The following is a 24,715-nucleotide window of genomic DNA, read 5'->3' as shown; positions in this document are numbered from 1 at the left end:
GTCACAGCTCCTTGGGGTAGACGATGACGGTCGTGCCGTCGACTTCGTAGATCTCCACCGGTGCGCCCGCCTCGATCGGGATGTCGTTCAGGCTGCGGGCCTGCCACACGTCACCGTTGACCTTGACCTCGCCGACCTCGCCGCTGATCGCGGTGAGCGCACGTCCGGTGCTGCCCACCATACGTTGCAGCGACGAACGGTAGCCCGGGGCGGATCGCACCTTGTCGAGCAGGGTGGGACGGAGCAGGAACAGCAGCGCGAAGGCGACCGCCACTGCGATCAGCACCTGCACCAGCACGAGCCCGGGGAACAGCAGCGCCGCGCCGGCGCCGGCCAGCGCGCCGGCGGCCAGCATCAGCAGCGTGAAATCAAGCGTCAGGCTCTCGGACACGGCCAGAAGGGTGGCCACGATCAGCCAGATCGCCCACCAGTTCTCCCCCAGCCACTGCACCATGCCTCCATCATGCCCGGGCGCGGGCACTCCACCGGCCGTTGATGCGGGATACCTCGAGACCGAATTCGAACGTCTCACTGAGCTTCTCGGCGGTCAGCACCTCGTCGATGGGCCCGGCGTGCAGCACGCGGCCCTGCTTGAGCAGCAGGGCGTGGGTGATCCCGGCCGGGATCTCCTCGACGTGGTGGGTGACCAGCACGGTCGCCGGGGCGTCCGGATCGCTGCACAACTCGCCCAGCGTGCTGACCAGCGACTCGCGGCCGGCCAGGTCGAGGCCGGCGGCCGGCTCGTCGAGCAGCAGCAGCTCCGGGTCGGTCATCAGCGCCCGGGCGATCTGCACCCGCTTGCGCTCCCCTTCGGACAGGGTGCCGAAGGTGCGGTAGGCCAGGTGCCCCACCCGCAACTGGTTCATCAATGAGACCGCTCGCTCGAAGTCGGCCTGCTCGTAGCTCTCCCGCCACCGCCCCATCACCGCGTAGGCGGCCGAGACCACCACGTCCGCCACCCGCTCGCTGCGCGGGATGCGGTCGGCCAGCGCCGCCGAGGTCACCCCGATGCGCGGCCGCAGCTCGAAGACGTCCACCGCCCCCAGCACCTCGCCGAGCACCTCGGCCATTCCGGACGACGGGTGCAGCTGGGCGGCCAGGATCTGCAGCAGCGTGGTCTTGCCTGCGCCGTTGGGGCCGATGATCACCCAACGGTCGGTCTCGTCCACGCGCCAGTCGACGCCGTCGAGCAGGGTGGCCCCTCCGCGCACGATCGAGACGCCCGCCAACTCAGCCACAACCGCCATGCCCGCCAACCTACCGGCTCGGGCGCGTCGGAGTCGTCCCGGACGCGCGGCGCCGCCCCCTGTGCGGCGGCGGGTCAGGCGCCGGTGGAGTGCAGGCCGCCGTCGACGTGCACCATCTCGCCGGTGGTGGCGGGGAACCAGTCTGACAACAGGGCCACGACCGCCTTGGCGGTCGGGTCCAGGTCACGGGGATCCCAGCCCAGCGGGGCGCGCTGCGCCCAGATCTCGTTGAACGACTCGGCGCCCGGGATGGCCTTCTTGGCGATCGTCTCCAGCGGGCCGGCTGCCACCACGTTGCTGCGGATGCCGTCCGGGCCGAGGTAGCGGGCCAGGTAGCGCGACGCGCTCTCCAGCGCCGACTTGGCCACCCCCATCCAGTCGTAGGTGGGCCACGACTGGCGGGCGTCGAAGGTCAGCCCGACCACCGACGAACCGGGGCCGAGCAGCGGCTTGCAGGCCATCGCCAGCGACACCAGCGAATAGGCCGACACGTGCACGGCGGTCTTCACGTCCTCGGCCGGGGTGGTCAGGAACTTTCCGCCCAGTGCCGTCTCCGGGTTGGCGAACGCGATCGAGTGGACGACGCCGTCGAGGTGGTCGACGTGCTCGCGCACGGCGTCCGCCAGCCCCGCCAGATGCTCCTCGCTGGTGACGTCGAGTTCGAGCAGCGGGGGCTCTGGGTCGAGCCGTTTGATGATCCGCCGGGTCAGGCTGAGCGCCCGGCCGAAGTTGGACACCAGCACGGTGGCGCCCTCGCGCTGCGCGATCTCGGCGACCCGGTAGGCGATCGAGGTGTTCATCGTCACCCCGGCGACCAGGATGTTCTTGCCCTCGAGGATTCCCATAGCTCTGTCTCCTTGTGTCAGTGGCCCATGCCGAGGCCGCCGTCGACCGGGATCACGGCGCCGGAGATGTACCCGGCGTCCTCTCCGGCCAGGAAGGCGACGGTGGCCGCCACCTCGCGGACCTGGCCGAGCCGTCCGGCGGGGATGGACGCCTGGTAGCCGGCCACCACCTCCTCGGGCAACACCGCGGTCATGTCGGTCTCGATGAAGCCGGGTGCCACCACGTTGGCGGTGATGTTGCGGCCGCCGATCTCACGGGTGAGCGAGCGGGCCACGCCCACCAGGGCCGCCTTGGACGCCGAATAGTTCACCTGCCCGGGCGAGCCGTACAGCCCGACCACCGACCCGGTGAAGATGATCCGCCCCCACCGCCGGCGCAGCATCGAGCGGCTGGCCCGCTTGGCGCAGCGGAAGGCGCCCTTGAGATTGGTCTCCAGCACCAGGTCCCACTCGGCGTCGTTCATCCGCAGGATCAGCGTGTCCTTGGTGACGCCGGAGTTGGCGACCAGGATCTCGGTCGGCCCGTGGGCCTCCTCGGCCGCCTTGAACGCTGCCTCGACCGCGTCGGCGTCCGTCACGTCGCAGGCGATGCCGAGCGCACCCTCGGGCGCGTCGCCGCCCCGCGAGAAGCTGGCCACCCGGTGGCCCTGCGCCAGCAGGGCCGCGACGATCGCGGCCCCGATGCCCTTGTTGCCGCCGGTGACCACGGCGCTGCGGCCGGCGGAGTCCTCGGTGTCCGTCACGGTGCACAACCTAGCCCAGGAGCTTCGCCGGCGGCAGGAGGACATACAGTGTCTGCGTGGGCGTCGGCCGGTTGACTAGGAGTCGGAGGTGACGCGGGCGAAGGCTCGTGGCTCCGTCCGGGGCGCCGTCATCACTACCGCCAGGCGTGCCCGCTCACTGGACGCCGACGCCCGCAACAAGCGCTACCTGTGGACGATGGCCGTCCGCGTGGCGTGCTTCCTGGGCGGCGTGGTGGCGCCGCACCCGTGGAACTGGGTGTCGTTCATCGGGGCCGCGGTCATCCCGCCGATGGCGGTCATGCTCGCCAACGCCGTCGACCTGCGCCAGGACCCGCCCGCGTCCGACGACGAGGCGCCCGACCGCCCGGCGCTGGCCGCCGGCGGCATCGTCCCCGGCTCGGTGGAGGACTGACGTGTCGGGGCTGGGCACGATGGGCTCCGCACCGTCCGGACGCCGGCTGTGGCTGCGCTGGCTGGCGATGGGGCTGGCCGTGGCCTGCCTGGCGGTGGCCTTCGTCAACCTGGGCCGCTGGCAGCTGGACCGGCTGGAGCAGCGCCGGGACAGCAACGGCATCGTCGTGGCCCACGAGAACGCACCGGTGGTCGACTGGCGCACCGTGTTCAACCGCGAGCTGACCGACGCCGACGCCTGGCAGCGGGTCACGGTGACCGGCACCTTCGACCCCGCGCACTCCTACGTGGTGCGGTACCGCAGCAACGCCGGCAGCACCGGCTGGGAGATCGTCACCCCGCTGCGCACCGATGCGGGCAACGTGCTGGTGAGCAGGGGGTTCGCCGAGCGTCCCGCCGATCAGGACTTCCCGCGGACCGCCCCCGAGCCGCCCTCGGGCGAGGTGACCATCGTCGGGTACGTACACCGCAACGAGCAGGGCGACAGCAACGCCACCACCCCGATCGAGGGCTCGATGCGGCTGATCAACTCCGACGCGGTGGCGTCCACCCTGGGCTACCCGTTGGTCAACGGGTACATCGGAGCCATCAGCACGACCCCCGCCCCGACCGACGCCCTGGTGCCGGTGCAGCCGCCCGAACTGTCCGAGGGGAACCACTTCTCCTACGCGCTGCAGTGGTTCGCGTTCGCGGCGATCGCCGGATTCGGCCTCGTGGTGCTGATCCGCGGCGACCTGCGCGACCGTCGGCTGGCCCGGGCCAGGGCAGCGAAGGCGGCGACGACGGCGCCGGCCCCCGATGAGACCCACCAGGGGACGGTCCAGCACTAGGGTTTCGCCATGGAACTGGGACTGACCGACCGGGTCTTCGTGGTCACCGCCGCCAGCGCGGGGCTCGGCCGGGCGACCGCCGACGTGCTGGTGGCCGAGGGCGCCCGCGTGGTGCTGGTGGCCCGCCGGGGCGACGTGCTGAGCGACGTGGTCGACGACCTGGGGGCCGCCAACGCAGTCGCGCTGGCCGCCGACCTGGCCGACCCCGGCACCGCACAGGCCGCCGCCGACCTCGCCGTGCGCACCTTCGGACGCCTCGACGGGGCGCTGATCAGCGTCGGCGGGCCGCCCCGCGGCGGCGTCCTGGACAACACCGACGAGCAGTGGCGGGACGCGTTCGAGGCGGTCTTCCTGGCCGGCCTGAGGGTGGCGCGGGCGGTGATCGGCACCGCGACCGGGCCCGTCAGCTTGGCCCTGGTGCTCTCCACCTCGGCCAAGGCCCCGCTGTCCGGCATGGCGATCAGCAACGGCCTGCGGCCGGGTCTGGCGGTCCTGGTGAAGCAACTCGCCGACGAGATCGGACCCCAGGGCAGCCGGGTGGTCGGGGTGATGCCGGGGTCGATCCTCACCGAACGCCTGCAGACCCTGCACGCGGCCACCGAGGACGCCGCCGGCGCCCGGGCGTCCGCCGAGGCGTCCATCGCGCTGCGCCGGTTCGGCGAGCCGGCCGAGTTCGCGAAGGTGGCCGCCTTCCTGCTGTCACCGGCGGCGTCCTACGTGACCGGGTCTCTGGTCGCGATCGACGGCGGCGTCCTGCGATCGCTGTGAGCGGCCTGCAGGTCGCGCAGGGACTCCTGGCCTGCCCGCACTGCGGCGGCCCCCTGGCTGCGCACGGCCGCGCCTGGCACTGCCCGGTCGGGCACAGTTTCGACGTCGCCAAGCAGGGCTACCTGAACCTCGCCGGCGGACCGGAACCGGCCAACGCCGACACCGCCGCGATGCTGGACGCCCGCGCACGGGTACAGGACTCCGGGCTGTTCGGGTTCGTCGAGCAGGCCCTCGACGACGCGGCCGGGCCGGCCGAGGGGGGCACCGTGCTGGAGGTGGGCGCCGGCACCGGGCACTACCTGGCCGGCCTGGTCGAGCGACGTCCGACGGCCCGCGGCCTGGCGCTGGACGTGTCCCGGGCGGCAGCGAGGCGGGCGGCCCGCGCCCACCCCCGGATCGCGTCGGTGGTGGCCGACGTGTGGCGGGGTCTGCCGGTGCTGGACGCCGCGGTCGAGGTGCTGCTGTGCGTGTTCGCTCCCCGCAACGCCGACGAGTTCGCCCGGGTGCTCGCACCCACCGGCCGGGTGCTGGTGGTCACCCCAAGCGCCCGGCACCTGGCCGAACTGCGCCGGGACTACGGCCTGCTCGGCATCGAGCTCGACAAGCACGACCGGCTGCTGGACACCCTCGGCGCGCGGTTGCGGCACCGAGCGTCGACGACCCACGACACGGTGGCGACGCTGCAGCCGGCGATGATCGACGACCTGATCGGCATGGGCCCGAACGCCTTCCACGCACCTCCGCCGGCCCGTGCGGCCGAGCGGGTGACCCTGTCGATCCGGCTGGACGTGTTCGTCAAGGCGTGAGCATCGGGCCGGCCCGCGGCAGACGTCGCGGCGCTGGCGGCTCCGCGGGCCGGTCGCGTCGCCCGGCCGTCGCGCCGACGCCGTAGACTCGCCCCTCGTGACCTCAGCCTGGCCCGATCCCCACGCCTTCGCCCTGATCGAGAAGCTGCTGGCCGGGATCGACGAGGTGCTCCCCCAGGCGCAGGCGCTGCGGCGGGCCATCCACGCCGAGCCGTACGTGGGCGGGCACGAGCAACCGACAGCCGACCTGCTCAGCGCCGCGCTCGGACGCCGCACCACCCCGGTCGCGGGCACCGGCTTCTGGACCCGGCTGGGTCCCGACGGCCCCGCTGTCGCGATCCGCTCCGAGCTCGACGCCCTGCCGATCCGCGAGGAGACCGGGGTCGACTGGGCCGCCACCAACGGCGCCATGCACGCCTGCGGCCACGACGTCCACATGGCCGCGGTGTGGGCGCTGCTGAAGGCCGCCGAGACCGTCGAGCTTCCCACCGGCCTGGTGGGGCTGTTCCAGCCCCGTGAGGAGTGCCAGCCGTCAGGTGCTCCCGACGTGCTGGACAGCGGCGTCCTGGAGGCGCAGGAGATCCGTTCGGTGATCGGCGCGCACGTGCAGCCGCGGGTGCCGGCCGGCCTGGTGAGCAGCGGGATCGGCGGCGTCAACGCCGCCGCGGACGCCTTCGACATCGTGCTGCGCGGACATGGCGGCCACGGCGCCTACCCGCACGTCACGATCGACCCGGTGCCCATCCTGGCGGCGATCGCGTCCGGCCTGTACGAACTGCGTGGACGCCTGATCGACCCGACCCACGCCGCGTTGATCAGCATCGGCCGCATCGAGGCCGGCGCCACCCACAACATCATTCCGGACTCGGCGAAGCTGCAGGGCATCATCCGCACCATGCACGAGGCCGACCGCGCCCTGCTGCATGCCGAGATCCGTCGGTTCGCGGAGCACACCGCGGCGGCCCGGGGTGCCGTCGCCGAAGTCAGCCTGCTGCGCGGCGACCCGGTGCTGTCCAACGACCGCGACCTGGTGGTGGCCCTCGACCCGCTGCTGCACGCGGCCGGGCTGCCGGTCGCCGAGCAGTCGTTCCGTTCCCTCGGTGCGGACGACTTCAGCCACTTCGGCCAGCGGGTCCCGATCGTGATGATGTTCGTCGGCACCGGTGAGGAGGCCGAGACCCGCCACGACATAGGCCTGCACCACGCCCGATTCCTGCCCGGCGATCACACCATCCGCACGGTTGCCGCGGCCTTGGCCGCCGGCTACGTGGCGGGTGCCCGGCTGACCGGCGCGCTCTAGTCCACACAGTGTGAGCCTCGACATTGAGTTCAATGTCGAGGCTCACACCGTCTGCCCGGGCCGCTCAGGCCAGTGAAATCAGGTCCGCGTACTCCGGCGTCCACAGGTCCTCGTCGCCGTCGGGCAGCAGCAGCACCCGGTCGGGCTCCAGCGCCTCGACGGCACCCTCGTCGTGGGTGACCAGCACGATCGCCCCGGTGAAGGTGTGGATCGCGGACAGCACCTCGGCGCGGGACGCCGGGTCGAGGTTGTTGGTCGGCTCGTCCAGCAGTAGCACGTTGGCCGCGCTGACCACCAGCATCGCCAGCGCGAGCCTGGTCTTCTCTCCTCCGGAGAGCACCCGCGCCGGCTTGTCCACGTCGTCGCCGGTGAACAGGAACGAGCCGAGGATCTTGCGGGCGTCGGTGGGCGTCATGTCGGCCGGCGCCGCGGTCATCATGTTCTCCAGCACCGTCCGGGACACGTCCAGGGTTTCGTGCTCCTGGGCGTAGTAGCCGAGCCGGAGCCCGTGCCCCGGTTGGACCTCGCCTGTGTCGGCGGCCTCGATGCCGGCCAGGATGCGCAGCAGCGTGGTCTTTCCCGCGCCGTTGAGGCCCAGCACCACCACCCGTGAGCCCTTGTCGATGGCCAGGTCGACGTCGGTGAACACCTCCAGCGAGCCGTACGACTTCGACAGTTCGGACGCCCGCAGCGGCACCTTGCCGCACGGCGCCGGGGTCGGGAAGCGGATCCTCGCCACGCGGTCGGCGACCCGCTCCCCCTCGACCGAGGCCAGCAACTTCTCGGCCCGCTTGGCCATGTTCTGCGCGGCGGTCGCCTTGGTCGCCTTGGCGCGCATCTTGTCGGCCTGGGCGAGCAGCTGCTCGGCCTTGCGTTCGGCGTTGACCCGTTCGCGCTTGCGGCGCTTCTCGTCGGTCTCGCGCTGCAGCAGGTATCGCTTCCAGTCCATCGCGTACTGGTCGAGTTCGGCCCGGTTGGCGTCCAGGTGGAACACCTTGGTGACGATCGCCTCGAGCAGCCCGACGTCGTGGCTGATCAGGATGACGCCGCCCGGGTAGGCCTTCAGGAACTCCCGCAGCCACACGATCGAGTCGGCGTCCAGGTGGTTGGTCGGCTCGTCGAGCAGCAGGTTGTCCGCGCCCGAGAAGAGGATCCGGGCGAGTTCGACCCGCCGTCGCTGGCCACCGGACAGGGTGCGCAGCGGCTGGCCAAGCACCCGCTCGGGCAGGCCCAGGTTGGCGGCGATCCGGGCCGCCTCGGACTCGGCGGCGTAGCCCCCGGCGGAGGCCAGTTCGGCTTCCGCCCGGGCGTAGGACGCCATCGCGGCGTCCTGGGCGTCCCCGGTCTCGGCGGCCATCTCGAGCGAGTACCGGTTCATCCGGGCCAGTATGTGGTCGAGCCCCCGGGCGGACAGGATGCGGTCGCGGGCCAGCACGCCCAGGTCGCCGGTGCGAGGGTCCTGCGGCAGGTAGCCGATCTGGCCCGAGCGGCTGATCTGACCGGACGCCGGCAGTGCCTCCCCGGCCAGGATGCGGGTCAGCGTGGTCTTGCCGGCACCGTTGCGGCCGACGAGTCCGACCTTGTCACCGGGCGAAACCTGGAAGGACGCCGGCGACAGCAGCAGGCGGGCGCCCGCCCGCACCTCGACTTCCCTCGCAACCAGCACGAGGGAGAACTCTACCGGGGTTCGGACGGGTGCCCCGACGCACGCGTCGGTGCTCAGCCCTTGGCCGCCGCCGGCCCACTTCTCCGCGGCCCTGATGTCGTCCACCTGCGACTGCGCGGCGGCTAAGGGGTCGGCGCTTCCCCACCTCGTCGGCAGGTCCAGCCCGACCTAGCCCGCGCCCCGGGTTCTTGAACCATGCCGACTCGATCAGCTTGGTGTTCACCGTCGAGGCGCTGCCCCCACGATCGGTGGAGGAGCAGATCCCGTTGTGATCCTCGTGTCAAAGTCCCAAGTCGCTTGCATCGACGTCAATAGTCCTCTGCACAGCACCCACGTCACGGCAAAGGGATCGGTGCGTGCGCCGGGTCCCGGCTGCCTCCCAGGTGAACGCGGACGGGCACGCTGCGGCGGTCGGTTCGCGCCTTCGCCCTCGGGTGGCTCGCCGGGAGTTCGTCGAAGAGTCGCGCGCCTTCCACGCCAAGCGCGCGGCGGGTCGTGGTCCGTGGCCGTGCGGGGCTGGACGTGATCCGGGCCACAGCCATCGCACCCCCCCGGCCGTCGCGGTTGCGTGCGCCGACGGCGCATTGCCAGCGTGGACTACCGAGTGGCCCCGGGCACGCGGAGAACCCCTTCAGCACGACAGCGATCTGCCGAGATCGGAGGCCCCGGTGGCGGCTTACTCCCGTGCGGAGCACGGGTCAGGCCACTAGCTTGCGGATCTGGGTGGCGAGGGGGATCTCCATCCCTGCGACATGCAGGGTGGCGGCGGTGGGATGGGCTACCGCGAATCGGTGGCGGTCGACCGCCTGCTCGATGAAGGGTAGGGCTGGGGCGTAGGCCAAGGTGCCGCCGGGTGGGAGGTGGTCGAGGAGCTCTCGGTAGGCGGTGGCGTAGCCGAGTGCTCGACCGCTCGAGGGATTGAGGTGGTGGTGCAGGAAGTGGAGTGAGAACGCATGGTGGCTAACGACCGTGCGCCATCGCCGGTCGCCGTGGAGGAGGGCCTCGGGCCAGCTGGCCGCCCGGCACCAGGCGGCGTCGGCGTACCGGTCGATACCCCATGCCCGAACCCCATGGTCGCGCAGGTGGCGCACCAGCCGCCCGTCGACTCCGCAGCCGAGGTCGAGAACCCTCCCGGAGAGGGCATGCACGTCGAGTCCGAGGATCCGCAGTTGCAGCTCGGGGGTGTATGCGGCGTTCGCGACCTCGATCGGACGTGGTCCCGCGACGTCTAGGACGAGCTGCCGCACGGCGTGCTCGTGCTGTTCGAAGAGCTGGGCGACCGGGTCGAGGCTGTTGATGTGGGGAGCCATGGTGACGAGGCGACGCAGCACTCGAGTCAGGTGGGCGTGGTAGGCGGCACGTATGCGTGAGCCGATCTGGAGGAACTGGTTGTGGGCGTGCAGGCACTGCTCGGTCCGGGCGGCGACGTGGCCGACCGGGTCCGCACAGAAGGCGGGGACGCCGGCTCCGGTGGTTGTCCGCTGTCTCATCGCGTCCTGCAGGGCGGGTGCGGCGTTGATCGCCGCGGCGCAGGGCGAGCGCGTGGGACGGGTCGCGCCGACGTGGCCGTGCAGGTGCCGGGCCAAGGGCAGCGGCTCGGTGAGCGAGGATCGTGGGTCAAGCTCGGCGTGGAGAGCGCTCAGGGTGTCCATGCGGTCTCGGGATGGTCGCGGAGGACGCTGGTGCGGACCATGTGGACCAGCCACCGGTGGTAGTCCTCGGTCGAGTCCTGCTGCTGGGTGGCTAGCTGACGGACTTCCGGTGAGTTGAGGAGCCAGAGCGTTCGGGCATGCTCATGCGGCTCGCGCGCGGGGTCGAGCCAGCCGTTCCCGGCCCAGTGATCGGCGACCATCCGGGCGCCGACGAGTCGCTCCTGGTTCATGGTCTCCAGCAGCTGGGCGGCGCCGGTGTCGGTGGCGCCGGCGGCGGTGACGGCAGCCAGGAGGGGCCCGAGCCGGTCCCCGAGGGCGATGACCATGTCGGCCCACGCACGGGCGGCCTGGTCGGGCGAGGCGGCGTCGCGTACCGCGAGGCCGTGCTCCCGCATGGCCACCGGGACCGGCGTGTCGTCCCCAGCCAGCGTGGTGTCGTAGACCGCCTTGAGCAGGCGCGCCTTCCCGCCGAAGGTCTTGTAGAGGCTCTCCTGGGACAGCCCGCACCGCTGTGCGACGGCCTTGATCGTTGTGCCCGCGTACCCGCGCTCGACGAAGCACTCCCGGGCGGCGTCGATCATCTTGCGCCGGTTGGCCTCGGCCGCGGTGGTGCGGTAGCTTCTCTCCTGCGTCACAGGATCAGTCTCCCAGGCCGGTCTGGGCCACGGTCAGCGGCCATGAGCGGCACGTCGATGTAGTCGACCTCGATGGTGGCGACGGGGCTCCTCACGGGCGTGGCGGTGCGCTCGGCCACGACCCGGGTGTAGGTGAGCACGTCGCCGGCGTCGGTGGCCACCGCCTCCCGCTCGACCACGTTCTCCGGTGCCACCAGCTCGAGCCAGGACAACCAGTCGCGCCACGCGTCCGGCAAGGCGTCGTCGGTACGCACCTCGAGAAGACCGCTGCGCTCCCAGCACCGGGCTTGACGTGTCGGAGCAGGAGGGGCAGGTAGAGGTCGTCGGTGCCGAGATACCCGAAGCAGTCGATGGCGACCACGGCGTCGAAGAACTCCGCGGCGAAGGGCAGGCTCCGGGCGTCGGCGCGCAGGGCCTGCACGCGTCCCCCCCACGCCCGCGTCCTCGGCTCGGCGCTCGTGGGCGGGGAACCACAGGTCGACCGACCACACCTCCACGTCGTGCTCCCGGGCCAGGAAGACCGAGGACGCACCCCGGCCGCGCCCAGGTCCAGCACCCGCATGCCGGGCCGCAGCGGCAGCGCCTGGGTCAGCCCCTCGGTGAGCAGGAGCGGGTTAGCTCTGCCGCTGACCGCGGCGGCTGCCCAGGCCGGGTGGTAGCGGGAGGCTCGCGGGAAGCGCTCCGGATCCAACCGGGGTGCGGTCATCTCGCGTTCCGTCGGGCTCGGCGGGTGGCGCGGAAACACCGCCACAGGTAGCCCGGGCTGGGTGGGATCCAGCCCAGCTGGGTGGCCTGCCCGAGGTCGTCGCGGACCGCCCAGTGCTCGACCACCAGGCCGTCGCGGAGTCGGCAGAAGTGGACCTGATCCACCTCGAAGGGGCGGCCGGTGGCAGGGAAGACGCGATCCACCCGGCCCTGGGCGTCGTAGAACACCACGTCGCCGGTGTGTTGGCCGGCCATGCTGGCGTACACGACCGCGAGGTCGTCGCGGCCGAACACCTGCGTGACCGTCCAGCGCAGGTCCGCGTAGGAGCCGCGCAGCCACCGAGCGGTCGCCCACGCGGCAGCCGGACCGCGTCCGCGGGTCTCGGGCGGCTCGGCCGAGGCCTCCCGGTTGCAGAAGTCCGGGTGATAGACCGCGTCGAAGTCGGCGCGAGCGCCGGTGGCCATCAGGCCGACCGACCTGCGCGCCATCTCGGTCAGGGCTTCCTGGCCGAGCTGTTGTCCGCTGTTAAGTGGTGACGCATACGACATGTGTGACTCCGTTCAGTGGGAGGCCGCGCCGTCGGCGGCCCGAGTGAAGAGATGGGCATGGCGACGGAGGAAGTCCTCCACGCCTCCGGGCGCTCGGCCCAGCAGCGTCGCGACGTCCGTGGTGGGCCGGGCGTGGGCCCCCCGGTCGATGGCGGCGAAGAGCTCGAGAATCTGCTCGACGATCAGGGCCGGCACACCCTGCTGGGCGAGGGCGGCGCGAGCCTGGTCGGGTGAGGCTGCGAGATGCGCCACGGGGTGTCCGGTGACGTCGCTGAGCGCGTCCGCGATCTCGGCGAAGGCGACCGCACGCGGGCCGGTAAGCCGCCACCTGCGGTGTCCCGGGGCGAGGGCGGACTCGGGGAGCGTGATCAGGCGGGCGGCGGCCTCGGCCACGTCGTCGGGGTCCACCATGGCTACTCCGGCCGCCACGGCAGGGGTCGGCAGGAGTCCGTGCTGCCGCACCTGGGGGGCCTCGCCGAGCAGGTTGGACATGAGATAGGCCGGCCGCAGTGACACCGCCCGCACACCGCTGGCGGTGAGGTGGTCCTCGATCTCGGCGTGGGCACGCCAGAAGGCCACCGGAGCCGCAGCGTCGGCGCCGAGCGCGGAGATCTTGACGATTAACGAGACTCCGGCGGACACCGCGGCGTCGATCACCGAGCACTCGTGCTCCACCTGGGCCGGTCCGTTGGGCGCGACCAGGAAGACGCGGTCGACACCGGCCATCAGGGCCACCAGTGCCCGGCGGTCCGCATAGTCGCCCACCACTGTGTCGGCAGCGCCGGGCAGCGGGCCGGCGGCAGCGTCGCGGACCAAGGCACGGGCCGAGACCCCTCGCTGCTGCAGCGACCTGAGCACCCGCCCACCGAGCGTGCCGGTCGCTCCGGTGATCAGGACGCTGCTCACTGGATCCACCTTCGTCGCGTTGAGGCTCATGTGAGCGACTCCCCTCGGGCTCGCTCCATCCTCGGCCGGAAGCCGCAGCTGCGGTAGACCGCCCGGGCGCGGGTGTCCTCCTGGGCGACCCGCAGCACCACTCGGGAGGCCGACGAGGCGGCGCGCTCGGTCAGTCGGGCGGTCAGCTCGCGGCCCAACCCCTCCCCCTGCCGCTGCGGGTCGATGACGAGATGAGCCTGCTCAGCCTCGTCATCGCCCTCCTCGACCCAGATCTCTCCATACCCCACCGGCTCTGCGCCCTCGGTCAGCAGAAAGGTCCGCGCCCCGTCCAGCCCGGCCCAATTGGCCGGCTCTGCGACGGCGTTGTCCTCACCTGGCGCCCATTCCTGGGAGAACCCCGAGGACAGCACCCAGCACAAAACGCGGTCAGCGGCTGCCTCCGGTACCTCTGCCAGGGCCACCGCCCCGGTCGCCGACGAACACTGCGACATCTCACACCTCGATTACAGTTGACTGTATTCTAAGTACAGCACACTGTAGTGAGGGTGGCAAGCCTCGAACGCCGCCAGGGATGAGGCGTGCAGCGGAACCCGCGCGTGGTCAGTGGCCGAAGGTCGTCGCCACCCCGTCGACCGCGTGCCCTACTCAGCGACGCTCACGCCGTGGATTAGCCCGCCGGCACAGGCTTGATCGGTTCGTGATCCGCCGCGGACCGCGTGGCGGGCGAGGATCTTGTGGCCCCGTGGCGGAGTTCACCGGTGGGGTGAGACGTGCCGGTTGAGGGTTCGACCGGGCGATGCCGAGTTCCTGGCACGGTCCTCGGAGGGCGTATCCGGCCGGCCTGTCCGTTCAGATGACAGCTCCCGTTCTTACTCGGCCATGGCCGCAAGAGGCCGACGACGCGCTCGCCGGAGGCGGTGACCGTGTCGATCGCCGCGCCCTGCACCGTCGGGACTCTCAGGCCGATGCCGGGTTCGGTGAGGTCGTGGATGATGTTGACTAGGTGGCCGTTGTCCATGCCGATGACCCCCGCCCTGCTCTACTGCATGCTCGGCCGACTGAGGAGATCGAGTGTCTGATCACACCACCACCGAGCCCTCCCCGCTCGCGTTGCGCGGCATCCGGGCCGGCTACGGGGAACGGACGTCCTGCACGGCATCGACCTCGCCGTCGAGCCGCACGGGGTGACCAGCGTGATCGGCCCGAACGGTGCGGCAAGTCCACCATGGGGCGGCTGCTGAAGCCGACCGGGGGTGACGTGCTGGTCGGCGGCAGGCCGATCGGCGACCTGTCCACCCGAGAGGTCGCCCGGCGGATCGCGGTGCTGCCTCAGTCGCCACTGGCGCCGGAGGGGCTCACCGTCACCGACCTGGCCGCTCGCGGACGGCAGCCGCACCAGCCCTGGTACCGGCAGTGGTCCGTGACGACGAACGCATCGTCGACGAGTCGCTGCGGCTGACCCAGCTGACCGAGTTGGCCGACCGGCCGCTGGAGGAACTGTCCGGCGGGCAGCGGCAGCGCGACTGGCCATGGTGCTGGCCCAGCAGACGCCGGTGATCCTGCTCGACGAGCGGCTGCTCGCGGAGGTGTTCGGCCTTGCCGCGCACGTCTTCCCGGACCCCGTGTACGGCCTGCCCACGGTGGTGCCCAGCCGGGCGCCGGCGCTCAGGTCAGTCCGGCCAGTGGCGGACGATCGGGGCTGATCGCTCCCGCGACCCGCTGGAAGACCCCGAGCAGCAGGGTGCGCTCGTCCTCGCTCATCAGGTCGATGAAGTGCGCCCGTACCGTCTCGACGTGGCTCGGGGCGGCCGCCTCGATCCGGCTCAGGCCCTCAGGGGTGATCGTCACCATGGTGCCGCGGCCGTCGTCGGCGGCCGGGCAGCGACCGACCAGGCCGCGCTTCTCCATCCGGCGCAACTGATGGGCCAGCCGGCTGCTCTCCCAGCCGATCCACTCGCGCAGCCGCCCCACCCGGACGCCGCTGCTGCCGGCCGAGCTGAGCCCGACCAGCACCGCATAGTCGGCGTGGGACAGGCCGCTGCCGGCGAGATCGGCCGAGATCACCCGGTCGAGATCCTGCTGGGCGAGCACGAAGGTCTGCCACAGCGACATCTCGTCCTCGCTCAACCAGCGCGTCTCATCCACAACGGGATGCTACGCGGTAACGACGGGGGGCGTCAGGCAGGGACGCGGGGGTCTCAGGAAGCCCTCAGACGTTGTAACCGATGGCGCGCAGCTGCTCGCGGCCGTCCTCGGTGATGTTGTCCAGCGTCCACGGCGGCAGCCACACCCAGTTGATGGTGACCGAGTTGACCAGGCCGTCCAGCGCCATCTCGGTGTCGAACTCGAGCCGGTCGGTGAGCGGACAGGTCGGCGAGGTGAGCGTCATGTCGATCGTGCAGTTGTTGGCCTCGTCGAGGTGGATGCCGTAGACCAGGCCCAGGTCGACGACGTTCACCATCAACTCGGGGTCGACGACGTCGCGCATCGCCTCGGTCAGGTCGTCGAGCGAGGGTGCCGCCGACGGCGGGGCGGTGCTATCGGGAAAAGTGTCCTCCACCAGGTCGGAGGGACGGGGTTCGGAACTCATCAGGACTCCTTCGTTGCCAGCGCCTGGGCGGCGGCGTCCTTGAACGCCGACCAGCCCAGCAGTGCGCACTTGACCCGGGCCGGGAACTTCGCCACGCCGATGAAGGCGATGCCGTCCTCGAGGGTGTCCTCGTCGGGCTCCAGCTCACCCCGGCTGTGCATCATCTCGGTGAACTCCTCGTGCAGCGCCAGCGCGTCGGCGACGCTGCGACCGATCACCAGGTCGCTCATCACCGAGGTGGACGCCTGCGAGATCGAGCAGCCCACCGCCTCGTAGGAGACGTCGGCGACCACGTCGCCGTCGAGCTGCACCCGGAGCAGCACCTCGTCGCCGCAGGTGGGGTTCACATGCGTCACCTGCGCGCCGTACGGCTCGCGAAGCCCGCTGTGATGCTTCTCGCGGTAGTGGTCCAGGATGATCTCCTGGTACATCGCCTCGACGCTCACGCAGCCCTCCCGAAGAAATCCCTGGTGTAGGCCAGCGCCTCGACCAGCTGGTCGATCTCGCGCTCCAGGGTGTACAGGTAGAACGACGCCCGCGTGGACGCGGTTATTCCCAGCCGCTCGTGCAACGGTCGGGCGCAGTGGTGGCCACCGCGCACCGCGACCCCGCGCGAGTCGAGGAACGTCATCACGTCGTGCGGGTGGATGTCGAGCCCGTCGCGAGTGGCCAGGGTGAACGAGATCGCGCCGCCGCGGCCCTCCGGACCCACCTCGGTGGTGCCCAGCACGGCCAGGCCGTCCAGTTGCTGCATCGTCTCCAGTGCGTAGGCGGTGATCGCCCGCTCGTGCGCGGCGACGTCCGCCATGCCCAGTTCGGCCAGGTAGTCGGCCGCCACGCCCAGCCCGACCGCCTCGGCGATCGGCGGCGTCCCGGCCTCGAACCGGTAGGGCGGCGGGGCGAACGTCGAGCCGGTCATCCGGACGATCTCGATCATCTCGCCGCCGCCCAGGAAGGGCGGCAGCTCGGTGAGCAGGTCGTGGCGTCCCCAGAGCCCGCCGATGCCGGTCGGACCGACCATCTTGTGCCCGGTGAACGCCACCAGGTCGGCGCCCGACTCGGCCACCTTCGTGGTCAGCTGCGGGACGGCCTGGGCGCCGTCGACGACCATCACGGCACCCACCGCGTGCGCCTGGGCGGCGATCTGGGCGATCGGGTTGACGGTGCCCAGCACGTTGGAGACCCAGCCGACCGAGACGATCCGGGTGTTGGCGTTGATCAGGTTCTCGGCCGCGGCCTTGGCCAGGTCAAGCCGGCCGTCGTCGGTGATGTCGAACCACCGCAGGGTGGCGCCCGTGCGCGCACAGAGCAACTGCCACGGCACGATGTTGGAGTGGTGCTCCATCACCGTGATCACCACCTCGTCGCCGGGCTTGAGGCCCTGCCCGAGGCTGTGCGCGGCCAGGTTGAGCGCTTCGGAGGCGTTCTTGGTGAACACCACCTCGTCGGCACGGTCGGCGCCGATGAAGGCGGCGACCTTCTCGCGTCCGGCCTCGTAGGCGGCAGACGCCTCCGCTCCCAGCACGTGCATGGCGCGGGCGACGTTGGCGTTGTGCCGTTCGTAGTGGTCGACCATCGCGTCGATCACCACCTGCGGCTTCTGCGAGGTGTTGGCCGAGTCCAGATAGGCCAGCGGATACTCCCCCACCCGACGCTCCAGGATGGGGAAGTCCGCTCTGATCAGTTCGACATCGTAGCTCACGGGCTCTCCTGTCGGCGGCGACGCCGGGTGGCCTCAGTTGGCCGCCGCGGCCTTGATGAACCGCTCGTAGCCCTCGATCTCGAGATTGTCGGCGAGCTCGGGGCCGCCCTCCTCGGCGATCCGGCCATCCACGAACACGTGGACGAAGTCGGGCTTGATGTAGTTCAGGATCCGCGTGTAGTGGGTGATCAGCAGGACGCCGCGGTCGCCCTGGGCGGCGAACCGGTTGACACCCTCGGAGACGATCCGCAGCGCGTCGATGTCGAGGCCCGAGTCGGTCTCGTCGAGGATCGCGAAGCCGGGGTTGAGCAGCTCGAGCTGGACGATCTCGTTGCGCTTCTTCTCGCCACCGGAGAAGCCCTCGTTGAGCGAGCGGGCGGCGAAGCTCTGGTCGAGGCCGAGCCGGTCGAGAGCGGCGTTGACGTCCTTCACCCACGTCCGGACCTTCGGCGCCTCGCCGGCCAGCGCGGTCTTGGCGGTGCGCAGGAAGTTGGCGGTGGACACTCCGGGCACCTCGATCGGGTACTGCATGGCCAGGAACAACCCGGCCCGGGCCCGCTCGTCCACGCTCAGCTGCGTCAACTCGACGTCGTCCAGCTTCACCGAGCCACCGGTGATGGTGTACTTCGGGTGACCCGCGATGGCGTAGGCCAGGGTGGACTTGCCGGAGCCGTTGGGGCCCATGATGGCGTGCACCTCACCGGACTTCACGGTCAGGTTGACGCCCTTCAGGATCTCCTTCGGGCCGGACTCGGTGGCGACCTCGACCCGCAGGTCGGTGATGGTCAGTGTGGACATGCGGTTTCAGTTCTCCTGGTTGATCGGGTTGTCGATGTCGACGTAGATGTCGGTGCCGTCGAGCCGCACCGGGTAGACGGGGACCGGTTCGGTGGCCGGGAGCTCCAGCGGGAAGCCGGTGCGCAGGTCGAACCGGGAGCCGTGCATGTAGCACTCCAGGGTGCAGCCGTCGATGTCACCGTCGCTGAGCGGCACCTCGGCGTGGCTGCACACGTCACGGATCGCGAACACGCCCTCGTCGGTGTTCACCACGGCCACCTCGGCGTCACCGCCGAGGTCGACCGGGATCGCGGTGCCGACCGGGACCTCGTCCAGGGTGGCGGCGTGCCGGAAACTCATGCGTAGGACCCCATGGTGACGGCCAGTTCGCGCTCGACGGCGGCCATCATGTGCTCCTCGACCTCGGGGACGCCGATGCGGCGGACGATGTCGGCGAAGAAGCCACGCACCACCAGTCGCCGGGCCTCGGCCTCGCTGATGCCGCGGGAGCGAAGGTAGAACAGCTGCTCGTCGTCGAACCGGCCGGTGGTCGAGGAGTGCCCGGCACCCTCGATCTCGCCGGTCTCGATCTCGAGGTTCGGCACCGAGTCGGCCCGGCAGCCGTCGGTGAGCACCAGGTTCTTGTTCGACTCATACGTCGAGATGCCCTCGGCGACCTTGCGGATCAGCACGTCGCCGATCCACACCGAGCGGGCTCCCTCACCCTGCAGCGCGCCGCGGTAGTCGACGTTGCTGTGGGTGTGCGGGGCGTTGTGGTCGACGAACAGCCGGTGCTCGATGTGCTGCCCGGCGTCCACGAAGTAGAGGCCGAACTGCTCCAGCGAGCCGCCGGGGGCGGCGAACCGTGCCGTCTCGGCGAGCCGGACGACCTTGCCGCCCAGGCTGACCGTGACGGTGCGCACCTGCGCGTCCCGGCCGACCAGCACGCTGTGGTGGCCGCCGTGCAGCGCATCGTCGTCCCAGTCCTGGATGGACACGAAGTTGACCTTCGCGCCGTCGCCGACCAACACGTCCACCTTGGTGGCGTAGCTGGCGCTGCCCTCGTGGCGCAGCAGGATGGTGCCGGTGGCCTGGGCGCCCACCTTGAACACCAGGTGGCCCCAGACCCGCTGACCGCTGCCGGTCAGGGTGATCGTCAGCGGACCGTCCAGTTCGGCGCCCGGCTCGATCTCGATCAGCTGGGCACCGCCGGAGTGCGCCGCCGCCAGCACAGAGACCCGGTCGATCGGGGCCTCGGCGACCATCAGCCGCGCCTCGGCGGCACTGATCGAGCGGCTGGACGCGCCCTGCGGCAGCGTCTCGTCCCAGTCCAGGTGCTCGTCGCTGGGCTCGTCGGTCAGCAGCGACTTGATCGCCCGCAGCGGGGTGAACCGCCAGATCTCCTCCTGCCCCTTCGGGTAGGGGTGGTCGTCCACCTCGAACGACGGGGTGGGGTGGAGGTGGGATTCGAGTGCCTCCACGGCCTCCAACACGGGTGCGGCCATCAGCCGACTGCTCCTTCCATCTGCAGTTCGATCAGGCGGTTGAGTTCCAGCGCGTACTCCATCGGCAGCTCGCGGGCGATCGGCTCGACGAAGCCACGGACGATCATCGCCATCGCCTCGTCCTCGCCCATGCCGCGCTGCATCAGGTAGAACAGCTGGTCGTCGCTCACCTTGGACACGGTGGCCTCGTGGGCCAGCGACACGTCGTCCTCGCGGACGTCGACATAGGGGTAGGTGTCGGAGCGGCTGATCGTGTCGACCAGCAGCGCGTCGCACTTCACCGACGACGCCGAGTGGTGCGCGCCCTCCTGGACCTGCAGCAGGCCCCGGTAGGACGAGCGTCCGCCCCCGCGGGCCACCGACTTGGAGATGATCGAGCTCGACGTGTGCGGCGCGCAGTGCACCATCTTGCTGCCGGCGTCCTGGTGCTGCCCCTCGCCGGCGAAGGCGATGGACAGCGTCTCGCCGCGGGAGTGCTCGCCCATCAGATAGACCGCCGGGTACTTCATTGTCACCTTGGACCCGATGTTGCCGTCGATCCACTCCATCGTCGCGCCCTCCTCGCAGGTGGCGCGCTTGGTGACCAGGTTGTACACGTTGTTCGACCAGTTCTGAATGGTGGTGTAGCGCACCCGGGCGTTCTTCTTGACGATGATCTCGACCACCGCGCTATGCAGCGAGTCGGACGAATAGATCGGCGCCGTGCAGCCCTCGACGTAGTGCACGTAGGAGTCCTCGTCGGCGATGATCAGCGTCCGCTCGAACTGGCCCATGTTCTCGGTGTTGATCCGGAAATAGGCCTGCAGCGGAATCGTCACGTGGACGCCCTTCGGCACGTAGATGAACGAGCCGCCCGACCACACCGCGGTGTTCAGCGAGGCGAACTTGTTGTCGCCCACCGGGATCACCGTGCCGAAGTACTCCTGGAACAGTTCCGGGTACTCCTTCAAACCGGTGTCGGTGTCGAGAAAGATGACACCCTGGCGCTCGAGCTCCTCGTTGATCTTGTGGTACACGACCTCGGACTCGTACTGGGCCGCGACACCGGCCACCAGGCGGGCCTTCTCGGCCTCGGGGATGCCCAGCCGGTCGTAGGTGTTCTTGATGTCCTCGGGTAGGTCCTCCCAGGACTGCGCCTGCTTCTCGGTCGAGCGGACGAAGTATTTGATGTTGTCGAAGTCGATCTCGTCGAGGTCGGCTCCCCAGCTCGGCATCGGCTTGCGCTCGAACAGCTTCAGGCCCTTCAAGCGGGTGTTCAGCATCCATTCGGGTTCGCTCTTCATCCCCGAGATGTTGCGGACGACGTCCTCGGTCAGTCCGCGCTGGGCGGCGGCGCCGGCGGTGTCGGCGTCGTGCCAACCCCACTGGTACTTGCCGAGGGCCTCGAGGTGCTCTTCCTGCGTGGCGCCCAGTCCGGGGGCCTGCGGTGCGGTGGTCGTCATGAGGCGGCCTTTCTGTTCGGATGGTCGGAGGGCCGGACCGGCCGCGGCACGTGGGTGGTGCACACCCCGTCGCCGTGGGCGATGGTGGCCAGCCGCTGGACGTGGCTGTCCAGGAGTTCCGCGAAGACCCTGGTCTCGGCCTCGCACAACTCGGGGAACTCGGCCGCCACCTGGGCGACCGGACAGTGGTGCTGACACAACTGCTTACCCGTGGCCACGGGATGGACCGAGGCCACGAAGCCTGCATCGTTCAATGCCTGGACCAACGCGTCGGTGGGATTGTCGTATTCCCCGCGCAGCTCGGCGAAGCGCCGCTGGACGCCGTCGACGAAGTGTCCGGCGAACTCGTCCACCCCCTGCTGGCCCAGCGCGTCGCGGACGAAGCCGAGCGCGTCGATGGCCAGTGCGTCGTAGCCGTGCGGGAACTGTTCCCGGCCGGCGTCGGTCAGCGCGAAGACCATCGCCGGGCGGCCGCGGCCGCGCTGACCGTAGACCCGCTGCTGGCGGGAGGTGAGGTGACCGACCTCGATCAGCACCGACAGGTGCCGCCGGACGGCCGCTGGGGTGAGCTGCAGTCGCTGCGCCAGTTCGGACGCCGTCGAGGGCCCGTGCTGCAGGATCGACCTGACGACCCGGTCCCGGGTGGACGCGTCGGACTCGGCCACCGGCGACTGCACGCCGGGCATGTTGGCCGTTTCCTTTTTCACAAGACCATTCTTGCCGAATCGGCGGAGGCCTCCAAACTTCTTAGGGTCGCCTCACCTGGCGCACGGCGAATCTTGTGGCCCGTCGTCCCGCACTGTGATACAGCGACCGCCTGCGCTCGCCCCCGGCCGCCGGTCGGTCACGGCCCGTCAGACACCACCGCGGGCCGACAACGGGGCCCCGGGGGCGCCAGGGTCGGCATCCGAGACGCGACCGGTCGCCAGTTGACCCCTTTGAACGGACGGCTCCTCGCCTACGACACGTCGTAGTAGTTTCGGTTCGTAGCGGCTTATTCGCCGCCAGGTGAAAACCATTCCGTGTGAGGAACAACGACGTGACCACAGCATCCCCCACCGCCCCAGGGCGGCTCCGCCCCGCCCTCGCCGTCCTGGCCGTACTCACCGCGCTGGGACTGGCCGGCTGCTCCGGCAGCACCACCGCTCCCCCGCCGCACGCCGGCGGCGGTGAGGCGAACCTGGCGCTGCCCGACCTGTCCCAGGCCACGTTCCTGGGCCTCCTCGACGGCAAGCAGCTGCTCGGCCTCGGTCTGCTGATCGCCCTGGCCGGGCTGGCCTTCGGCATCGTCCGGTTCGTCCAGGTGAAGCGGCTGCCGGTGCACTCCTCGATGCGTGAGGTCTCCGAACTCATCTACGAGACCTGCAAGGCCTACCTCATCCAGCAGGGCAAGTTCCTGCTGCTGCTGTGGGCCTTCATCGGCGCGGTCATCCTCGTCTACTTCAAGTTCCTGGCCGGCCTGGGCTGGGACCGGGTGATGATCGTGCTCGCGTTCAGCATTCTCGGCATGGCCGGCTCGTACGGCATCGCCTGGTTCGGCATCCGGCTCAACACCTACGCCAACAGCCGCACCGCCTTCGCCGCGCTGCGCGGGCGTCCGCTGCCACTGCACCAGATCCCGCTGAAGTCCGGGATGAGCATCGGCATGGTGCTGATCAGCATCGAGCTGTTCATGATGCTGGCGATCATGCTCTTCCTGCCGGCCGAGATCGCCGGTTCGTGCTTCATCGGCTTCGCGATCGGCGAGTCGCTGGGCGCCTCCGCGCTGCGGATCGCAGGCGGCATCTTCACCAAGATCGCCGACATCGGCTCGGACCTGATGAAGATCGTCTTCAAGATCAAGGAGGACGACGCCCGCAACCCCGGGGTCATCGCCGACTGCGCCGGCGACAACGCCGGCGATTCGGTCGGCCCGTCGGCCGACGGCTTCGAGACCTACGGGGTCACCGGCGTGGCGCTGGTCACCTTCATCCTGCTGGCCGTGCCGGAGCCGCTGGTCCAGGTGCAGCTGCTGTGCTGGATCTTCTTCGTCCGCGCGATCATGGTGCTGGCCTCGGCGGCGTCCTACGAGGTGAACAGCGTGATCACCGCGGCCAAGTACCGCAACCAGCGCCAGATGGACTTCGAACAGCCGCTCAGCAACCTGGTCTGGATCACCTCGGTGGTCAGCATCCTGGCCACCTTCATGACCTCGTACCTGCTGATCGCCGACCTCGGCGACGGCACCCTGTGGTGGAAGCTGTCCACGATCATCTCCTGCGGCACCCTGGCCGGCGCCCTGATCCCCGAACTGGTGAAGGTGTTCACCTCGACCAACTCGGTGCACACCAAGGAGGTCGTGAAGAGCTCCCATCAGGGCGGCGCTTCGCTGAACATCCTGTCCGGCCTGGTCGCCGGCAACTTCTCGGCGTTCTGGCTGGGCATCGCGATCATCGCCCTCATGGCGGCGGCGTTCGGGATCAGCAACCTCGGCGTCGATGCGGTGATGGTCGCCCCGGCCGTCTTCGCCTTCGGGCTGGTCGCCTTCGGCTTCCTCGGCATGGGCCCGGTCACCATCGCGGTGGACTCCTACGGCCCGGTCACCGACAACGCGCAGAGCGTGTACGAGCTCAGCACCATCGAGGAGCAGCCGGACGCCGGCGCCGAGATCCGCGTCGAGTACGGTTTCAGCCCGCGCTACGGGCGGGCCAAGGCGCTGCTGGAGGACAACGACGGCGCAGGCAACACCTTCAAGGCCACCGCCAAACCGGTGCTGATCGGCACCGCCGTGGTGGGCGCCACGACGATGATCTTCTCGATCATCATGGGGCTCACCTCGGGCATGACCGAGAACCTGGACAAGCTGTCGCTGCTGCATGCGCCGTTCCTGCTCGGCCTGATCACCGGCGGCGCGATCATCTACTGGTTCACCGGCGCCTCGATCCAGGCCGTCACCACGGGTTCGTTCCGGGCCGTGGAGTTCATCAAGAACTCGATCAAGCTCGACGGGGCGACCAAGGCCTCCGTTGAGGATTCCCGCAAGGTCGTCGAGATCTGCACCCAGTACGCCCAGAAGGGCATGCTGAACATCTTCCTCGGCATCTTCTTCGCCGCCCTGGCGTTCGCCTTCATCGAGCCGTATTTCTTCATCGGCTACCTGGTTTCGATCGCCCTGTTCGGGTTGTACCAGGCGATCTTCATGGCCAACGCGGGCGGCGCCTGGGACAACGCCAAGAAGATCGTCGAGACCGACCTGGCCGCCAAGGGCACCGACCTGCACGACGCGTCGGTGATCGGCGACACCGTGGGCGACCCGTACAAGGACACCAGTTCGGTGGCGCTCAACCCGGTGATAAAGTTCACCACCCTGTTCGGTCTGCTCGCCGTCGAACTGGCGGTCAGCCTGAACGCGCAGGGCAAGCACGTGATCACCTGGGTGCTGGCCGCGGTCTTCTTCATCGCCCTGTGCGTGATGGTGTGGCGTTCCTTCTACTCGATGCTGATCGAGCGCGAGATGCTGACCGCCGCCGACTTCGCCGATCCCGAGCCCGCGCCCGGGCCGGAGACGCAGACCGACGTCCACCCGGCGACCGGCGAGCCCGTGGCGGCCGCCATCCGCAACGGCAGCGGGAGCGTGCCGGTGGGCCACAACGGCGGGTAGGCGCT

Annotated in this window: 28 protein-coding genes; 8 read left to right on the top strand and 20 right to left on the bottom strand. The window is 70.3% G+C overall.

The window, feature by feature from the left end; translation table 11 throughout:
- Position 1: 1 nt before the first annotated feature.
- The 4 genes from OIE40_RS04240 to fabG all read right to left on the bottom strand — a co-directional run bounded on the left by OIE40_RS04240 (position 2) and on the right by fabG (position 2,880).
- Positions 2-454, bottom strand: coding sequence for an NfeD family protein (locus OIE40_RS04240; protein WP_264700359.1), 453 nt, complete (start codon positions 452-454; stop codon positions 2-4).
- Positions 455-461: 7 nt separating this feature from the next.
- Positions 462-1,247 (bottom strand): ABC transporter ATP-binding protein, encoded by a 786-nt coding sequence (locus tag OIE40_RS04235; protein ID WP_264700357.1) that lies wholly within the window; start codon positions 1,245-1,247, stop codon positions 462-464.
- A gap of 74 nt (positions 1,248-1,321) precedes the next feature.
- The gene (fabI, locus tag OIE40_RS04230; RefSeq protein ID WP_264700355.1) at positions 1,322-2,092 is read right to left on the bottom strand and encodes an enoyl-ACP reductase FabI; all 771 of its coding nucleotides are present in this window, start codon (positions 2,090-2,092) and stop codon (positions 1,322-1,324) included.
- Between the two features lie 17 nt (positions 2,093-2,109).
- A complete protein-coding gene (gene fabG, locus OIE40_RS04225) occupies positions 2,110-2,880 on the bottom strand; it encodes a 3-oxoacyl-ACP reductase FabG (protein ID WP_264700353.1) in 771 nt (256 codons plus the stop codon).
- Between the two features lie 43 nt (positions 2,881-2,923).
- Between fabG and OIE40_RS04220 the strand changes: the two genes are divergently transcribed.
- The 5 genes from OIE40_RS04220 (at position 2,924) to OIE40_RS04200 (ending at position 6,950) form a co-directional block, all read left to right on the top strand.
- Positions 2,924-3,247 (top strand): DUF3099 domain-containing protein, encoded by a 324-nt coding sequence (locus OIE40_RS04220; RefSeq protein WP_264700352.1) that lies wholly within the window; start codon positions 2,924-2,926, stop codon positions 3,245-3,247.
- 1 nt (position 3,248) lies between these two features.
- The gene (locus OIE40_RS04215; RefSeq protein WP_264700351.1) at positions 3,249-4,076 is read left to right on the top strand and encodes an SURF1 family cytochrome oxidase biogenesis protein; all 828 of its coding nucleotides are present in this window, start codon (positions 3,249-3,251) and stop codon (positions 4,074-4,076) included.
- A 9-nt stretch (positions 4,077-4,085) separates the two neighbouring features.
- Positions 4,086-4,844, top strand: a complete 759-nt coding sequence (locus tag OIE40_RS04210) for an SDR family oxidoreductase (protein ID WP_264700350.1) — start codon at positions 4,086-4,088, stop codon at positions 4,842-4,844.
- The gene (locus OIE40_RS04205; RefSeq protein ID WP_264700348.1) at positions 4,841-5,650 is read left to right on the top strand and encodes a putative RNA methyltransferase; all 810 of its coding nucleotides are present in this window, start codon (positions 4,841-4,843) and stop codon (positions 5,648-5,650) included. The genes OIE40_RS04210 and OIE40_RS04205 overlap by 4 nt, the downstream gene beginning before the upstream one ends.
- A gap of 97 nt (positions 5,651-5,747) precedes the next feature.
- A complete protein-coding gene (locus OIE40_RS04200) occupies positions 5,748-6,950 on the top strand; it encodes a M20 metallopeptidase family protein (RefSeq protein WP_264700346.1) in 1,203 nt (400 codons plus the stop codon).
- Between the two features lie 64 nt (positions 6,951-7,014).
- Here the strand turns inward: OIE40_RS04200 and OIE40_RS04195 are convergent, their stop codons facing one another.
- The 7 genes from OIE40_RS04195 to OIE40_RS04165 all read right to left on the bottom strand — a co-directional run bounded on the left by OIE40_RS04195 (position 7,015) and on the right by OIE40_RS04165 (position 13,545).
- Complete coding sequence (locus tag OIE40_RS04195; protein WP_264700345.1) at positions 7,015-8,616, bottom strand: ABC-F family ATP-binding cassette domain-containing protein; 1,602 nt, start codon at positions 8,614-8,616, stop codon at positions 7,015-7,017.
- Between the two features lie 698 nt (positions 8,617-9,314).
- Complete coding sequence (locus tag OIE40_RS04190; protein ID WP_264700343.1) at positions 9,315-10,268, bottom strand: class I SAM-dependent methyltransferase; 954 nt, start codon at positions 10,266-10,268, stop codon at positions 9,315-9,317.
- Complete coding sequence (locus OIE40_RS04185; protein ID WP_105185868.1) at positions 10,256-10,903, bottom strand: TetR/AcrR family transcriptional regulator; 648 nt, start codon at positions 10,901-10,903, stop codon at positions 10,256-10,258. Before OIE40_RS04185 ends, OIE40_RS04190 begins: the two co-directional genes overlap by 13 nt.
- Positions 10,900-11,157, bottom strand: a complete 258-nt coding sequence (locus tag OIE40_RS04180; protein WP_264700340.1) for a hypothetical protein — start codon at positions 11,155-11,157, stop codon at positions 10,900-10,902. Before OIE40_RS04180 ends, OIE40_RS04185 begins: the two co-directional genes overlap by 4 nt.
- 448 nt (positions 11,158-11,605) lie before the next feature.
- Positions 11,606-12,157 (bottom strand): ester cyclase, encoded by a 552-nt coding sequence (locus OIE40_RS04175; RefSeq protein WP_264700339.1) that lies wholly within the window; start codon positions 12,155-12,157, stop codon positions 11,606-11,608.
- Between the two features lie 12 nt (positions 12,158-12,169).
- A complete protein-coding gene (locus OIE40_RS04170; RefSeq protein WP_264700337.1) occupies positions 12,170-13,063 on the bottom strand; it encodes an NmrA family NAD(P)-binding protein in 894 nt (297 codons plus the stop codon).
- A gap of 26 nt (positions 13,064-13,089) precedes the next feature.
- Positions 13,090-13,545, bottom strand: a complete 456-nt coding sequence (locus tag OIE40_RS04165; RefSeq protein ID WP_264700336.1) for a GNAT family N-acetyltransferase — start codon at positions 13,543-13,545, stop codon at positions 13,090-13,092.
- Positions 13,546-14,279: 734 nt separating this feature from the next.
- Here OIE40_RS04165 and OIE40_RS04160 point away from each other — a divergent pair.
- Positions 14,280-14,513, top strand: coding sequence for an ATP-binding cassette domain-containing protein (locus tag OIE40_RS04160; protein WP_264700334.1), 234 nt, complete (start codon positions 14,280-14,282; stop codon positions 14,511-14,513).
- A gap of 70 nt (positions 14,514-14,583) precedes the next feature.
- Positions 14,584-14,757: a hypothetical protein gene (locus OIE40_RS04155; protein WP_264700333.1), complete on the top strand. Its 174-nt coding sequence runs from the start codon at positions 14,584-14,586 to the stop codon at positions 14,755-14,757.
- Here the strand turns inward: OIE40_RS04155 and OIE40_RS04150 are convergent.
- From OIE40_RS04150 to OIE40_RS04110, 9 genes are all read right to left on the bottom strand, one after another.
- Positions 14,720-15,199: a MarR family winged helix-turn-helix transcriptional regulator gene (locus OIE40_RS04150; RefSeq protein ID WP_264700332.1), complete on the bottom strand. Its 480-nt coding sequence runs from the start codon at positions 15,197-15,199 to the stop codon at positions 14,720-14,722. The genes OIE40_RS04155 and OIE40_RS04150 overlap by 38 nt on opposite strands.
- 64 nt (positions 15,200-15,263) lie before the next feature.
- A complete protein-coding gene (locus OIE40_RS04145; RefSeq protein ID WP_264700330.1) occupies positions 15,264-15,644 on the bottom strand; it encodes a metal-sulfur cluster assembly factor in 381 nt (126 codons plus the stop codon).
- On the bottom strand, positions 15,644-16,090 hold the full coding sequence (sufU, locus tag OIE40_RS04140; protein ID WP_264700329.1) for a Fe-S cluster assembly sulfur transfer protein SufU: 447 nt from the start codon (positions 16,088-16,090) through the stop codon (positions 15,644-15,646). The genes OIE40_RS04145 and sufU overlap by 1 nt, the downstream gene beginning before the upstream one ends.
- Positions 16,087-17,346, bottom strand: a complete 1,260-nt coding sequence (locus tag OIE40_RS04135) for a SufS family cysteine desulfurase (RefSeq protein ID WP_264700327.1) — start codon at positions 17,344-17,346, stop codon at positions 16,087-16,089. The genes sufU and OIE40_RS04135 overlap by 4 nt, the downstream gene beginning before the upstream one ends.
- A gap of 33 nt (positions 17,347-17,379) precedes the next feature.
- Positions 17,380-18,144 carry a Fe-S cluster assembly ATPase SufC gene (sufC, locus tag OIE40_RS04130; RefSeq protein ID WP_264700325.1) on the bottom strand — a complete coding sequence of 255 codons (765 nt, stop codon included), beginning with the start codon at positions 18,142-18,144 and terminating at the stop codon, positions 17,380-17,382.
- Between the two features lie 6 nt (positions 18,145-18,150).
- Complete coding sequence (locus OIE40_RS04125; RefSeq protein WP_264700323.1) at positions 18,151-18,483, bottom strand: Rieske (2Fe-2S) protein; 333 nt, start codon at positions 18,481-18,483, stop codon at positions 18,151-18,153.
- Positions 18,480-19,628: a Fe-S cluster assembly protein SufD gene (gene sufD / locus OIE40_RS04120; protein ID WP_264700321.1), complete on the bottom strand. Its 1,149-nt coding sequence runs from the start codon at positions 19,626-19,628 to the stop codon at positions 18,480-18,482. Before sufD ends, OIE40_RS04125 begins: the two co-directional genes overlap by 4 nt.
- Positions 19,628-21,070, bottom strand: coding sequence for a Fe-S cluster assembly protein SufB (gene sufB / locus OIE40_RS04115; protein ID WP_264700319.1), 1,443 nt, complete (start codon positions 21,068-21,070; stop codon positions 19,628-19,630). The genes sufD and sufB overlap by 1 nt, the downstream gene beginning before the upstream one ends.
- Entirely contained in the window at positions 21,067-21,777 is a 711-nt protein-coding gene (locus tag OIE40_RS04110; protein WP_264700316.1) for a helix-turn-helix transcriptional regulator, read from the bottom strand. Before OIE40_RS04110 ends, sufB begins: the two co-directional genes overlap by 4 nt.
- A 332-nt stretch (positions 21,778-22,109) precedes the next feature.
- Here OIE40_RS04110 and OIE40_RS04105 point away from each other — a divergent pair, with 332 nt between their 5' ends.
- Complete coding sequence (locus OIE40_RS04105) at positions 22,110-24,710, top strand: sodium-translocating pyrophosphatase (protein WP_264700315.1); 2,601 nt, start codon at positions 22,110-22,112, stop codon at positions 24,708-24,710.
- Positions 24,711-24,715 lie beyond the last annotated feature (5 nt).

The organism is Micropruina sonneratiae (genome assembly GCF_025972045.1).
Lineage (GTDB): Bacteria > Actinomycetota > Actinomycetes > Propionibacteriales > Propionibacteriaceae > Micropruina > Micropruina sonneratiae.
Note: the sequence above shows the minus strand (reverse complement) of the source record. Positions and strands in the feature narration are given on the sequence as shown.